Below are 13,511 nucleotides of genomic sequence, written 5' to 3'. Positions count from 1 at the left end.
AGAGAGAACGAACTGAAAGAGACGTGCGGTGTGAGAGACAGGAGCGCGGTGAGAGACGGAGAAAGCGCTCCACGGACGAATGCTCACGAAGAAGGAACTCCAGAACAGATGTCTACGACGCTCAATCGGGTGAAGCGACGGTTGCGAAACGGGAACCTCCCCGACAGTCGCGCAGTTGCGCGTCAGATCGCCCGCGCCTACTACCGCGGCGACCGCCCGTACAACACCGACGGAACGAACGTGTTCGACGAGGACTGGGACAACCTCCTGATCTTGGACGCGTGCCGCTACGACGCGTTCGCGGAAGAGGCCGACCTCCCTGGGACGCTCGAATCACGGACGTCGCGGGGCAGCATGACCAGAGAGTGGGTCCGCGGGAACTTCTCCGACCGGAAGCTCTACGACACGGTGTACGTCACCGGGAATGGAAACTTCGACTACGTCAGAGACAAGATCGGCGCCGACATCCACGCGGAGGTGCCGCTCTGGCGCGACGAGCACCGGACCGGGGCCGGGAAGAGCATCACGCCGCCCGAGACAGTCGCCGAGGCGACGCTGCGGTGCGCGGAGGAGTACCCGACGAAGCGGATCGTCGGTCACTTCGTCCAGCCCCACACGCCGTACCTCGGACCGACCGGAGAGCGGTTCGATCCACGCGTTCCGCTGAAGGACATCCCCCGCCGGTACGATGTCTCGGTCGGGGAGATAGCGCGCGCGTACCGGGAGAACCTCTCACTGGTGCTCGAAGAGGTCGAAACGCTAGTGGCGGAACTGCCAGGAAAAACCGTTGTCACCGCCGACCACGGCGAACTACTCGGGGATCGACTGCGACCGGTGCCGGTTCGCGATTACGGCCACCCAGACGGAATCTACATGGACGAACTCGTCACCGTCCCCTGGCATGTGTCGATCAACGGCGACCGAAAAGATATCGTCAGTGAGCGACCCGAGACGGCGACCGAAGTCGACGTAGACGAGGTGAAAGCGCACCTCCGGGATCTCGGATACGCGACGTGAGAAGCCGACTCCGTCGAGCTGTTCGTCCAAGCGAGCAGCGGCGTTACAGCCCCGGCGAACGGTTACGCCGGGAGATGCGGAAGCTGGTCAGGTTTCGAACGTCGACGACGACGACTCGGTTCGTCGACTCCCAAGCGAGCGCTCCGAACGCGAGCGTCAACAGGACCCCGTGCATACCGACCGACCAGAACGAGTAGCCCTCAAAAAAGAGATTCGCGCCGAAGCCCACCGCGAGCGCGACTAACAGGACATCGACCCTCGGATCGCGAAACGCCCGAGCGATCGTCCCCCAGAGCAGATGTAGGTACAGCACGAGGCCGACGACGCCCCCGTAGAAGAACACGAGAAGGTAGGAGTTGTGCGGTCCGAGCGATTTCCCCGCTTCGAGTTCGAACTCGACGAAGGGGCGGATGTGTGGGCCGGGCATGTAGAACCCCGCGCCAGTAAAGAGTCCGGCCTCGTAGGTCGCCTCTACGGTCGCCTGCCAGAGGTACTGTCGATTCGTGAGCGGGAGAAACAGCGTCGTCTCGACCGGCAAGGTGACCACGAGAGCCGTGACGGCGGCCGTCGTCAGCACCCCCGCCGAGACGGCGGCAGCGGCGATCCTGCGGGAAAACAGCGCGTCGAGTGCGAGAACGCAGAGCGCCGCGGCGACCGCGAGCCAGACGCCCCGGCTGACCGTGATGCCGACGAAGACGAGGTTCGCGACGACGAGGCCGGCGGCGCGCCGCGATCGTGTCCGCGAAAACGCCCCGAGCGATCCGACGAAGCCGACGAACGCGAGGAGTCCGAGCGTGTTTGGGTCGTTGAAAATGGACCGCTTGTTGGCGTGAGAGAACATATGAAACGCGTCCCCGGTCCCCGTCGCCCAGACGAGTGCGCCGAAGAGACCCACGAGAGCGCCGAAGATGGCGACGTGCGTGAGGAGCGTCTCGCTGTCGACGAGCTGTGGGAGGAAGACGAGCCCGGCGATGACGACGACGGACGTGTAGACCGGTAACAGCCCGTACTCGAGATTCGAATAGTGACCCGTGAGGAGGTGAAATCCGAAGAGGAGCGTGATCGCCCCCACAAGCGCCGTCGTTTCGAGGGGAACGCGGAGCGTGAAGTTCGAACGGATTAGGTAGTATGCCGGGACGAGGGCGAAGGCGCAGACGATCGAGAGGGTGTCTATCGGTTCCGGAAGGAGACCCGTGTACTGCGAAAAGACGGTCGCGAGGAGGAGCCAAACGAGGGCTCGATCGACGGCGGTAGTCGGGAAAGACCCTCCCTTGACGATCTGTCTCATCTGCATGGCTGTCCAATTTTCGCGAGTTTTCAAAAAGATTCCCCGAAGTGTCAAGTGGATCCAGGTCACGTACCCCACTTTTCATTTCGGACGACACCCTCCAGCAGTGCCGTGAGCGCGCGGCGCAAGCGCTCCGAGCAGGCCTGCGTCGAGACGTCGAACTCGTCCGCGAGTGCGTCCAGCGTCGTCTCGCGTGGGACGGCGAAGTAGCCGCGGAGGTACGCGGCCAACAGCGTCTCAGCCTGCTCGCTCGTCAGCGTCCGCAGATCCGACCCCCGACGGCGTCCTCTGGAAACGGCGTGGACCTCGACCGAGAACCCGTTCCCGCGAAGCCAGTGATAGACGGTCTGCACGCCATTTTCGTCCGGGAAGCGCAGTTCGAAATGCCACCGAGGATGCGCCGCGGTTGCCGTTCGGATCAACGCGTCTGACTCCCGCAGGAGCGCATAGAAGGAGCGGAGGCGGCTCTCGTCGGAGAACACGACCCGGTACAGCCGTTCGTCGGATTCGTCGTCGAGAACGCACACCCCCGCTATCTCGGAGCTGTTTTCGAGCGCCGCTTCGAAGCGCGAAAAGTCGTCGCCCCCGGCCCAGAAAAGGAGCACCGGCGGCCGCGTAGAAAAGAGCTGTCCGGGAGCGACGGTCAGCGTCATCTCTGGGGCGGCGGCTAACGCACCGTTCAGGAGAAACGAGGTGACAGAGCAGTCAACCGCGATCATCGCTGTCGAGACGCCTGTCATCTCGCCGAGCGATGTCCGCCGAGGGACGATGTTCGACCATTGGTAACTTCCCCCACTAGATGGTTGACGATCCTCCGTCAAGTGTCTGGTGCCACCACGTTTATCTCGCGAGGCGTCCCCGCTCGAATCTCGCGCTGTACGCGGTCGGCGACGAAGTCCCGATTTCCGGCTAACCCGCCCGCCGCGTCAAGCTCGTCCGCCGGCGGATCCAGAATCAGCTGAATCCGTCCGTCGAGAATCCGCGGATCCGTGTATCGCGGATGATCACGGTCCGGGGGCGAGCGTTCCACGGCATTTCGGACAAAGCCCGTCGTACACCTCCGCCCCGGTGAACGCGGTACTCGCCGGACGCGCCGACTTCCGTCGGGAGCGCTCGGCCGCCGGACGGTTCGCGTGAAGAGCCGTTCGCGGCGTCCGCGCCCGAAATTTCGGTCCGAACGAGCGGTCGCTCCGACGGCTTCGACTTTTCCGGCCCTTCTCGGCGAGCGCCTTCGCGATGCTCGATGCGTGTCTCGCGACCCGACTTCCGGCTCTCCAGTCGACCCCTCCTACAGTCTCCGCCCGGTCCCGCCTCACTGACGAGAGGGACTCCGACGGAGGCGATCGCGCCCGACGGGAGTGTCCGTCGACGGGCGCGGAAGCGAACGCGCAGCGTCTCGGTGCCGTCGGACCGGAAGCCGGGGCGGACGGGTACAGCTACTTCTGACGTACCTTGCGAGGGCGTACCTCACCCGGACGGAAGTTCCTCGACATCGAGCGGCGTCGCGCGGTCCCAGTGCCGCTCGTGAGTCGCCCGCGCCCACGAGAGCACCGTCTGGTCGTCGGTGTCGAGCGCCGCCTGGAGGAGCCCGTCCTCGTCCCGCAGGAGGAAGTTTACCAGATCGTCCGTGATCGTCACCGCCAGCGGGATCTCCCCGTCGACGATCCGCACCTCCGCCGCGTCGGAGGCGACGAGCTCCCGGAGCTGGCGGCACAGCGCGGCGTCCTCGGCGACGGCCTCGACCGCGTTCGCGGAGAACACGCCTTCGAACGTCTGTTCGCCCTCGACCGTCCGGCGACGGACGACCTCGAGGCTCTGCGCGTTGAACGCGTGTGAGAGGATCCGAACGTCGTTCGCGCGGCGGAGCAGTTCGAGCACCCGCTCGACGGGCGCGTTCGGCTTCGTCTGACTCGGCGTGGTGATAGTTGCGTCGCCCAGGCGGCGGAGGTCGAACTCCATCGCGTCCGCGGGCAGCCACTCGACGACGCCGCGGAGCCGCCGCTCCGTCTCGACGATCTCCAGTAAGTCGGTGAATCCCGACGCGACCAGCCGCCCCGTCGCGGTCGCCTCGTACTCGCGCTCGTCGCGGGCGATCCAGTTTCGGGCCTCCAGGTCGCGAAGCACGCGTCCGAGCGTGGGCTGGGAGGCGTCGATTCGATCGGCCAGGTCGCGGCGGGTGTGCGGACCGTCCGAGAGGGCGTCCAGCACCTCGACGCGGTTCGCCGACAGGGCGAGGAACTCGATGTCTTCGAGCGCCGGTTCCATACGCCGCGTTCGGCCTGCCGGCACAAGTGGCTTTCGAGCCGTGAAATCCTTTCACGGGGTGAACGCCGTGAGCGCGACGACAGGTTTTCTTACCTTGAATTACTTTCTGAACAAATATAAGACCGATCGGCCCCGATTCGGTACCAAGAGATGACCGATGCAGCTACCTATTTCATCCAGTGCGGCCAGGAGCGGACGACGCCGATCGAGGGGAGGTGGCGGTAACCGTGGCGGGGCGCGCGACGGCCGCGTTCTTCGTCTTCGCGAGCGTCCTCTTCGGCGGGACGTTCGTCGCCGCGAAGGCCGGGCTGGCCTACTTCCCGCCGCTCCTGTTCGTCGCGCTGCGCTTCGACGTGGCAGCCGTCGTCCTCCTGGCATACGCCGCTCTCACGTCGCCGCGGGAGGAGTTGCTCCCCCGCACGCGCCGCGACGTCGCGGGCGTTCTCGCGACCGGCGCGTTCGTGATCGGGCTGGCCAACGCGCTGCTCTTTGTCGGGCAGCAGTACGCGACCAGCGCGGTGGGGGCGATCGTCTTCAGCCTGAACCCCATCCTGACGCCGGTGTTCGCGGCCGCGCTCCTGTCAGACGAGCGCCTGTCGCTCCGCGGGGCGGCAGGGATGCTCGTCGGGCTCGTCGGCGTCGCGCTCGTCGTCCAGCTCGATCCCACGAACCTGCTCACCGGGGCCGTGATCGGGAAGGCGCTCCTGTTCTTCGGCGCGGTGAGCGGCGCACTCGGCAGCGTCCTCGTCCGCCGGGCGGACACGTCGCTTTCGAGCACGGTGCGGACCGCGTGGGCGCTCCCGGTCAGCGCGCTCATGTGCCACTCGATGAGCCTCGCCGCCGGCGAGCGACTCGCCGCGGTGAGCTGGACGCCGGAGGCGCTCCTGGCGCTCGGCTACGTCGGCGTGTTCGCGGGCGCGGCCGCCTACATCGCCTACTTCGGGCTCCTGGACGACGTCGGCGCGATCCGCGCCAACCTGATCTTCTACGTCGTGCCGGTCGTGGCGACGCTCGGCGGGTGGGCGCTCCTCGGCGAGCGGATCTCCGCGCTGACGGTCGTCGGGTTCCTCACGATCTTCGCGGGGTTCTCGATCATCGGCGGCGACGCGATCGCGGAAGGGTTCGAACGGATCCGCGCCGGACTTCGTGGCTCGGGATCGGCAGAAGAGGGGTCGGCAGCGGCCGGTCCCAGGGGTGTTCGGGGCTGTAACCGGAACTGACAGGAGCGCCCGGTCGAGCAAAATCTACGTCGTTTCGGTCGGCGCCTCTACGTCGGGTCGACCCCCGCGCACGGGAGGGCGAACGCGGTGCCGATCTGCGCCGCGCCCGCTACGGCCGTAGATCTCCGGTTACGTCGACGACCGACCCCGTTTCGTACGCCTCGTAAGCCGCTTCGGTGAGCGCGACGACCGCGAGCCCGTACGAGCCGGGGACCGTCGGCGAGTGTTCGCCCCGGACCGCCCCGACGAAGTCGGAGAGCTTGCGATCGACGAGGGTCTTGAAGTCGGTTGCCCCCTCCAGCGGGATTTCGGTCGGTTCTCCGCCGCGCTCCGTGAGCGTGAGGCGGCCGCGGTCGAACGCGAGCCGTCCCTCGGTCCCCCAGACGACCAGCCCCTCGTAGGTCGCGGGATCCTGAACGCCGTCGGCCGTCACGACGAGGCTCGCGGTGACCGGGCGGCCGTCGCGTTCGAGGCGGAGCGCGAGCGCGCTGTTCACGTCGACCTCGTGGCCCTGATAGTCCATGATCGCCGCCACGGAGACCGGTTTCGTCCCCGTCGTCCAGAGCAGCGTGTCGAGCAGGTGCGACCCGGAGTCGTACAGCTGGCCGCCGCCGGAGAGCGCGGGATCGGCCCGCCAGGCGTCGGTGAACTGGCGGATCCAGTGTTGACCCATGTAGCAGTTCACCGCGTGAATCTCGCCGAGTCGGCCGCCGTCGACGATCTCCTTGATTCGCCGGTAAACCGGATGGTAGTGCCGCTGGTACCCGACGACGAGGACGAGCTCCCGCCGGTTCGCCGTCGCGACGAGATCCTGCGCATCGTCGACAGCAGTAACCAGGGGCTTTTCAAGAAAGACGTGCAGATCCCGTTCCAGACACGCCATCGCCTGCTCGTAGTGAAGGGTGTGCGGCGTCACGATGTTGACCGCATCGAGCTCTGCGGCGTGCTCGTCGAGCATCTCCCGGTAGTCCTCGTAGGCCGGAGCGTCGAACTCGGCCTCGAACCGCTCCCGACCGGTTGCGGCGACGTCGGCGCCGGCGACGATCTCGACGCCCTCCATCCGGTCGTAGCTGTCGAGTTCGTGCATGCAGAGCTGGCCGAGTCCGATCGCGGCGAGCTTGATTGTCACGCGGCCTCACCTCCGGTCCCGGTCGCCGTCGGAAGCTGCGCGCTGTGGCGACGGCAGTTGGCGAGCACCTCGCCCGAGTCGGCGTCGAAGAGGTGGATCTTGGCCTCGGGGAACCGGACCATGACGTTCGCGCCCTCCCTGACTTCGTACTCCCCGGCGACGGCCGCCGTCACGTCGACCCCGCCGACGTCTAGGTGGAGGAAGTTCTGGTCGCCCATCGGTTCGACGACCCGCACGGTTCCGGCGAACGCGTCCCGCCGCGTCTCGGCGATTTCGACGTCCTCCGGTCGGACACCGAGCGTGACCCGCTCCGACTCCGCAACGGCGTCCAGATGGTCCCCGGAAAGCTCGTACCGAATCGCGTCGCCGACCAGCGCGTCGCCCGCGACCTCCGTCTCGAAAAAGTTCATCGAGGGCTCGCCGATGAAGTTCGCCACGAAGAGGTTCGCCGGCTCGTAGTAACACTCGAGGGGGGTGCCGACCTGCTGAAGTTCACCGCCGTCCAGCACCGCGATGCGATCCCCCATCGTCATCGCCTCCGTCTGGTCGTGCGTCACGTACACCGTCGTCACGCCGAGGTCGCTCTGCAGGCGCTGGATCTCGGTCCGCATCGTCGTCCGCAGCTTCGCGTCGAGATTCGACAGCGGCTCGTCCATCAGGAACACCTCCGGCTTGCGGACGATGGCGCGCCCGAGCGCGACGCGCTGTTGCTGCCCGCCGGAGAGCTCCTTCGGCTTATCGTCGAGAAGGTCCTCGATTCCGAGCATCCGCGCGGCGCTCTCGACGCGCTCGTTTCGTTCCTCCTTCGAGAGGTCCGTCGTCATCCGCAGCCCGAACGCCATGTTCCCCCGCGCCGTCATGTGAGGGTACAGCGCGTAGTTCTGGAACACCATCGCGACGTTCCGTTCCTCCGGGGTCCGGTCGGTCACGTCCGCGTCGCCGAACCGGATTTCGCCCCCGCTCACGGGCTCTAGTCCGGCGATGCACCGCAGGGTGGTCGACTTGCCGCACCCCGACGGGCCGACCAGCACGAGAAACTCCCCGTCCGCGAGGTCGAGCGAGAGGTCCTCGACCGCGAGGATGTCGTCTCCGGAGCCGGTGCGATACCGCTTCGTCAGGTTGTCGATTTCGATCCGTGACATGATTACGAGCGTCCGTCTCTATCGAGCGTCGTTCCGTAAGCCGATGCTACGGGCGTCCGCCGGCGAGGGATCCTCGATGTCGAGGACGTCGGTGGGAGGATCCCCGATCGCGGGAATAGCGGTGGGAGGATCCTCGACCGCGAGGACGGGGGCGGGAGAACCCTCGATCGCGGGGACGGGGACGAGGACGAGAGCGTCGAACTCATCCTTTGACCGCCCCCTCGACGAGCCCCTTGACGAAGTACCGCTGGAGCGCGACGAACATGACGAGGAGGGGCGCCATCGCGATGACGCTCGCCGCGGCGACGACCCGCCAGTCCATGCTGTACTGCCCCTGGAAGGAGAACAGGCCGATGGAGACCGTGTAGAGGTCCGACTCGCTGAGCACCGTGAACGCCATCACGAACTCCGCCCAGGAGAAGACGAAGTTGAAGATGGCGACGACGGCGATTCCCGGTGCCACCGACGGCAGGAGGACGTAGATGAGCGTCTGTAGCCGGCTGCAGCCGTCGACGCGGGCGGCCTCGTCGAGCCCCTCAGGGATCGTGTCGAAGTAGCTCTTCAGCAGCCAGATCGAAAACGGTACCTGCAGGCCGATGTAGAGCAGAATGAGCCCGAGGTGGGTGTCGAGCAGGTTCAGCTGGGCCATCATGTTGTACAGCGGGATGACGATGACGACCGGCGAGATCATCTGAAAGAGGAGCACGCCGAAGAGGACGTGCCGCTTCCCACGGAAGTCGAACCGGGAGAAGGCGTACGCCGCCGGCGTCGTCACGAGGACGATGCCGACCACCTCGAGGATCGCGATCTTCAGCGAGTTGAAGATCCAGGTGAGCATCCCCGAGTCCTGGAGCACGCGCACGTAGGGATCAAGCGTTACCCGCCGCGGGACGAACTGCACCGGGTAGGAGAGCACCTCGCCGGGCTGGCGCAGGCTCATCGAGACGACCCAGAGAACGGGGAAGAGGAAGAACACCGCCGCGGTCGCGTACACGAGGTATGTCAGCGCGACAGGCGCCGAGAGGCGATCGACGGCGGATTCCGCGGAGTACCGTCCGCTCATCTCAAAGTCCCTCCTCCTCGATGAAGATGCGCATGTAGACGGCCGTCATGAGGACGTTCACGAGCAGCATCAGCACGGCCACTGCCGCGGCCTGCCCAAGGTTGAACCGGTTGAACCCTTCGAGGTACATGAACAGCGCCAGCACCTCGGTGGCATGGCCCGGCCCGCCGCCGGTGAGGCTCATGATCATGTCGAAGGTGTTCAGGGTATAGATGGTGATGAGCACGAGATTGATGAACACGACCGGCTTGATCTGCGGTATCGTGACGTAGCGGAACCGCTGGAGCGCCCTCGCCCCGTCGACCTTCGCGGCGTCGTAGAGGTGCGTCGGCACCTGCTGGAGGCCGGCGTACAGCATGATCATCGAGAAGGCGGTCCCGCGCCACGTGTTCGCCGTGATCGTCGACAGGAGCGCCATCTGCGGGTCCGAGAGGAAGGCGACGACGTCGAACCCCGCCTGCAGGAGGAGGTAGTTGACCACGCCGTAGTTGGTCTCGATGAGCATGATCTTCCAGAGGATCCCGATGACGATCCCGGGGATCACCCACGCGGAGAGCACCGCGACGCGCGTCGAGACGCTCCCGCGGAGCTTCTCCTTCACGCCGTAATCGATCGCCAGCGCGAGGATCATCCCGAAAGTGATCTGGAGGACGACGCTCGCGGCGACGAAGATCAGCGTCACCCTGCTCATTGTCCAGAACGTCGACGACGAGAGGATGCTGACGTACGACTCCAGGCCGACGTACTGGTACTCCGGTTCGACGAGGCTCATGTTCGTGAAGCTCATCCGCACCGCCTCGATCAGAGGGTACAGGCGGAACACGAGCAGAAAGAGCGCCGCCGGCGCGATCCAGGTCGCGGGCGTGTTCTGGAGACGCTCGAACGAGCCGGCGGCGGACGCGACCGCGTCGTGGACGCCCTCGGGAAGGCGGCTCGACCTCACGGACACCGTCGATCACCTCGGCTCGGGTGCGTATGCCCCGGTCGTACTCCGACCGGAGCGGCGCGGCGCGGCCGAGAACGCGAACGAGTCATCCGACCGGGTCACCCCTGGTACTCCGCGTTCACGTTTCGGATCATCGTCTCGACCGCCTTCTTCGGCGAAGCCTGCCCGGTGAGGACTTTCCCGGCCGCCGTCTGCCACTCCGAAGAAATCGTGAGGTAGATCGGCACGCCTGGTCGGGCGCGCCCGTTTTCGAGGAGCTTCTTGAACACCTGCATGTAGGGATCCTCGGAGAAGTACGACACCTCCTCGAAGACGGACTTCCGCGTCGGCAGGTACCCGCCGGCCTTGCAGAACTTCCCCATGTTCTCCCGCTTTGCGAACAGGCCGGCGTAGTCGAGTGCCGCCTGGCGCTTTTCTTCGTCCTGTTCGAACACGCCGACGGTCCACCCGCCGGTTCCCGTCGCGGAGATGTCAGCCGTCATCTGGGGGATCTCCGCGACCTGCCACTTCTTCCACTCCTCCTCGCTGTCGACGTTCTGTTTGATGGTCGCGATCTGCCAGTTGCCGCCGAGGAACATCGCCGTCTCGCCGTTGAGCGCGGCCTGGCGGAGCAACCCGTAGTCGTTGATGTTGGCGACGCGCTGGGGCGTCACTCCCGAATCGATAGTCCGCTCGAAGAATTTGAAGACGTTGAGCAGGGCCTCCTTGTTCTTTCCCTCGCCGAGCACCGGCGTTCCCTGATCGTCCACGAGGTCGCCGCCCTGCGCCCAGAACATGGCGAGATTGTCGAAGGTCGTCGCCTCCCACTTCCCGCCGTTGTACATGTAGCCAGCCATGCCCTCCCGTTCTTTGATTTCGGTCCCGACCCGAACGAGTTCGTCCCACGTTCGGGGCGGCTCCCCGTCGTTGTACTTGTCGATGAGGTCCTGCCGGTAGAACAGGGCGCGGCAGTCGGTGTTCTTCCAGACGGCCTGCCACTCGCCGTTTTCAACGATCACGTCCTTGACGAACGGGTACCAGTCGTCCTCGTCCTCTATGGCCGCCGTCGCCGGCTGAAGGTGCCGGGTGAAGTTCGGCACCCAGAAGGAGTCCACCTGCGCCATCGATGGGGCGCTCCCCTTCGCGGCGACCTGAAGCAGCTTCGTCTTCATCTGCTCGAGGTTCGTCTGGTACTCGAGTTTGATCTTCGCGTCCGAGTGGTTCTCCGCCCACGTCCGGAAGAACTCCTCGTACACCTTCGCCAGCGCCGGATTGTCATCCTGCGAGTGGGAGGCGTCCGGGAGGAGCCAGTGGACAAGTTCCGTCCCCGCGTCGCTCGATCCGATCCGGTTCTCCGTCACGAGCGCATTGGACGACCCGCCCCCTGATCCGCCGCCCAGCGACTCGGTACATCCGGCAAGGCTTCCGAGGAGCGCGCCGGTGCCCGCGGTGGAGCCTAGTTTCAGTGCTGTTCGCCGCGTCAGCCCGTTCTTTCGCCCGTCTGTGGTCATTGTTACCAGACGGTTCACCGGTTGTCTCTCCTGATTATTTATTTCTTATGGCCGATTGAGTACTGGAGTAGTGAACAAGACCAAAGAGCATTGACCTAGTGGTTTTCGTCGTTCTCCATTGGAGTAGTAACTGATTCCAACGAGGAGCCGTTAGCGGAAACCGAGATGGACGAGGAAGCAGTGCGGAGCACGCTTCAGAACGCCGGATTCACGCAGTACGAAGCGGAGGTGTACCTCGCGCTGGTCAAGAAGGGCTCCGCCTCCGCGACCGAGGTAGCGGACGCGAGCGGCGTGCCGAATTCGCGAGTGTATGACGTCCTTCGCGACCTGGAGGAGGAACGGCTCGTGGAGACGTACAAACAGGACAGCCTGCGGGCACGGGCGCTCGATCCGGACACCGTCATCGCCGACCTCCGGTCGCGTGCGGACTCGTTCACGGAAACCGCTGACGAACTCGAAGAGCTCTGGGACGCGCCCGAACTTGACGAGCACGACGTGACGCTCGTAAAGCGGTTCGAAACCGTCGTCGAGCAGGCCGGATACTTCATCCGAAGCGCGGAAAACGAAATCCAGCTGGCGGTCACTCCGTCCCAGTTCTACGAGCTTCAGCCGGTCCTCCGGGAGGCGTACAGTCGCGACGTGTTCGTCACGCTCTCTCTCTCGCCGGAACTCGACGACGGAACACCGCCGGGCGGGCAATTCGACTTCGAGGACGTCGCCACCGAGGTGAGCTACCGCGACCTCGTCACGCCGTTCGTCGCGCTCGTCGACCGTTCGAAGATCTGCTTCGCCCCGCAGCCCGGATCGGGGTACGAGTTCGGGATCGTCGCGAACAACCGCCCGCTCGCGTACGTCTTTCACTGGTACTACCAGACGTCAGTCTGGGAACCGTGGGAGGTCGTGTACACGACCCGCGGAACCGAACCGCCGATCACCTACGTGGACGTCCGGCAGTTCGTCGTCGACGTCGCCCCGTTGCACCACGAGGGGGCCGACGTCACCGTCACGGCGACGGGGATCGACACGGAAACCGGGGAGGAGCGGACGGTTTCGGGGCAGGTCGTCGAGCTCGTGTACACCGGCTCGACCCTCGACAACAGGTACCCGTCGCTGTCGGAGGTGTCCGGACGGGTGTCCATCTACGTGGACGACGGAGAGGAGGTCCACAGCCTGGGCGGTTGGTACGCGAAAGTCGAGGATCTCGAACTCCGGCGGCTGACGATCGACTCGATCGAACTGCCGGAACGGACGGACTGAGACGATTCGGACGAGCGACGTAGAGCATCCGTCGAGAAAGCGAGAGAGTAAAAGCGACAATAAGGTGCCTCTGGGTGAAGGTCCTGCCAGAACTTCACGGGACACAATAGGGGCCGAATCGAAATTAAGTCGTCTGTTCACCGATGAACACGTATTTAACGACGTCCGACGCGGCTCGCTCCTCACGACCGATTTCGACTCGCGGCACCGGAGACGCGCGGCGTCTGCTACTTCTCCCCCCGGTCGCGCGATCGGACCGACAGTCTCTCGGACATGCCATCAAATAGTGTTAAATTGAATATTTCCTATAGATATGTACTATGATACGATTATCAGGAGTCTTAGGAAGCTCAAGCGTCGTTTTTTACCAGGTCGTAAATGACATTTTCCGTATAGAACTTCGATACTACTAAATAGCAGACGAAACGTTTGTGCGATAATGAGCGAGGACATACTCGACGAGAGACTACAAGACATCCTGCGAACCGCCCTCACGACCGCGGACGAGGAACTTCTCGTCGTCGGTCCGTCGGGCGAAGCGGTCGAGGAACTGGTCGACGTCGCCATCGAGTTCGACGACGACCTACCGACGATCCGACTGATCGCCGACGAGGCCGTCCTCAAGGACGTGATGGCGGACTTCCTGGTCGCGAGCAACGCGGCGGACCTCATCGACGCGGGGACGCTGTCGATG

12 protein-coding genes are annotated in these 13,511 nt (G+C 65.0%); 4 read left to right on the top strand and 8 right to left on the bottom strand.

Going from position 1 to position 13,511, the window contains the following annotated elements; translation table 11 throughout:
* The first annotated feature begins 108 nt into the window (after positions 1–108).
* Positions 109–1,017, top strand: a complete 909-nt coding sequence (locus CNO20_RS14010; protein ID WP_199174850.1) for an alkaline phosphatase family protein — start codon at positions 109–111, stop codon at positions 1,015–1,017.
* A gap of 43 nt (positions 1,018–1,060) precedes the next feature.
* Here CNO20_RS14010 and CNO20_RS14005 read toward each other — a convergent pair whose 3' ends face one another.
* From CNO20_RS14005 to CNO20_RS13995, 3 genes are all read right to left on the bottom strand, one after another.
* Positions 1,061–2,311, bottom strand: coding sequence for an O-antigen ligase family protein (locus CNO20_RS14005; RefSeq protein ID WP_101296761.1), 1,251 nt, complete (start codon positions 2,309–2,311; stop codon positions 1,061–1,063).
* A gap of 59 nt (positions 2,312–2,370) precedes the next feature.
* A complete protein-coding gene (locus CNO20_RS14000) occupies positions 2,371–3,024 on the bottom strand; it encodes a helix-turn-helix domain-containing protein (RefSeq protein WP_269844151.1) in 654 nt (217 codons plus the stop codon).
* A 748-nt stretch (positions 3,025–3,772) separates the two neighbouring features.
* Positions 3,773–4,570, bottom strand: coding sequence for a helix-turn-helix transcriptional regulator (locus CNO20_RS13995; RefSeq protein WP_101296759.1), 798 nt, complete (start codon positions 4,568–4,570; stop codon positions 3,773–3,775).
* A 227-nt stretch (positions 4,571–4,797) separates the two neighbouring features.
* On the opposite strand from CNO20_RS13995, the gene CNO20_RS13990 reads away from it, so the two are divergent.
* Positions 4,798–5,790 (top strand): DMT family transporter, encoded by a 993-nt coding sequence (locus tag CNO20_RS13990; protein WP_101296758.1) that lies wholly within the window; start codon positions 4,798–4,800, stop codon positions 5,788–5,790.
* 109 nt (positions 5,791–5,899) lie between these two features.
* Here the strand turns inward: CNO20_RS13990 and CNO20_RS13985 are convergent, their stop codons facing one another.
* From CNO20_RS13985 to CNO20_RS13965, 5 genes are all read right to left on the bottom strand, one after another.
* Positions 5,900–6,919, bottom strand: coding sequence for a Gfo/Idh/MocA family protein (locus CNO20_RS13985; RefSeq protein WP_101296757.1), 1,020 nt, complete (start codon positions 6,917–6,919; stop codon positions 5,900–5,902).
* A complete protein-coding gene (locus CNO20_RS13980) occupies positions 6,916–8,061 on the bottom strand; it encodes an ABC transporter ATP-binding protein (protein WP_101296756.1) in 1,146 nt (381 codons plus the stop codon). The genes CNO20_RS13985 and CNO20_RS13980 overlap by 4 nt, the downstream gene beginning before the upstream one ends.
* Positions 8,062–8,263: 202 nt before the next feature.
* Positions 8,264–9,124: a carbohydrate ABC transporter permease gene (locus tag CNO20_RS13975; protein WP_101296755.1), complete on the bottom strand. Its 861-nt coding sequence runs from the start codon at positions 9,122–9,124 to the stop codon at positions 8,264–8,266.
* A 1-nt stretch (position 9,125) separates the two neighbouring features.
* On the bottom strand, positions 9,126–10,073 hold the full coding sequence (locus CNO20_RS13970; protein ID WP_199174849.1) for a carbohydrate ABC transporter permease: 948 nt from the start codon (positions 10,071–10,073) through the stop codon (positions 9,126–9,128).
* 95 nt (positions 10,074–10,168) lie between these two features.
* Positions 10,169–11,560 (bottom strand): extracellular solute-binding protein, encoded by a 1,392-nt coding sequence (locus CNO20_RS13965; protein WP_101296754.1) that lies wholly within the window; start codon positions 11,558–11,560, stop codon positions 10,169–10,171.
* Between the two features lie 165 nt (positions 11,561–11,725).
* Here CNO20_RS13965 and CNO20_RS13960 point away from each other — a divergent pair, with 165 nt between their 5' ends.
* A complete protein-coding gene (locus CNO20_RS13960) occupies positions 11,726–12,817 on the top strand; it encodes a TrmB family transcriptional regulator (protein ID WP_101296753.1) in 1,092 nt (363 codons plus the stop codon).
* Between the two features lie 439 nt (positions 12,818–13,256).
* Positions 13,257–13,511: transcriptional regulator TbsP domain-containing protein (locus tag CNO20_RS13955; RefSeq protein ID WP_233204203.1), on the top strand; the 255-nt coding region annotated here is incomplete at its 3' end.

The sequence above is a fragment of the Halegenticoccus soli genome (genome assembly GCF_002844195.1).
In the GTDB taxonomy this organism is placed as follows: Archaea; Halobacteriota; Halobacteria; order Halobacteriales; family Haloferacaceae; genus Halegenticoccus; species Halegenticoccus soli.
Note: the sequence above shows the minus strand (reverse complement) of the source record. Positions and strands in the feature narration are given on the sequence as shown.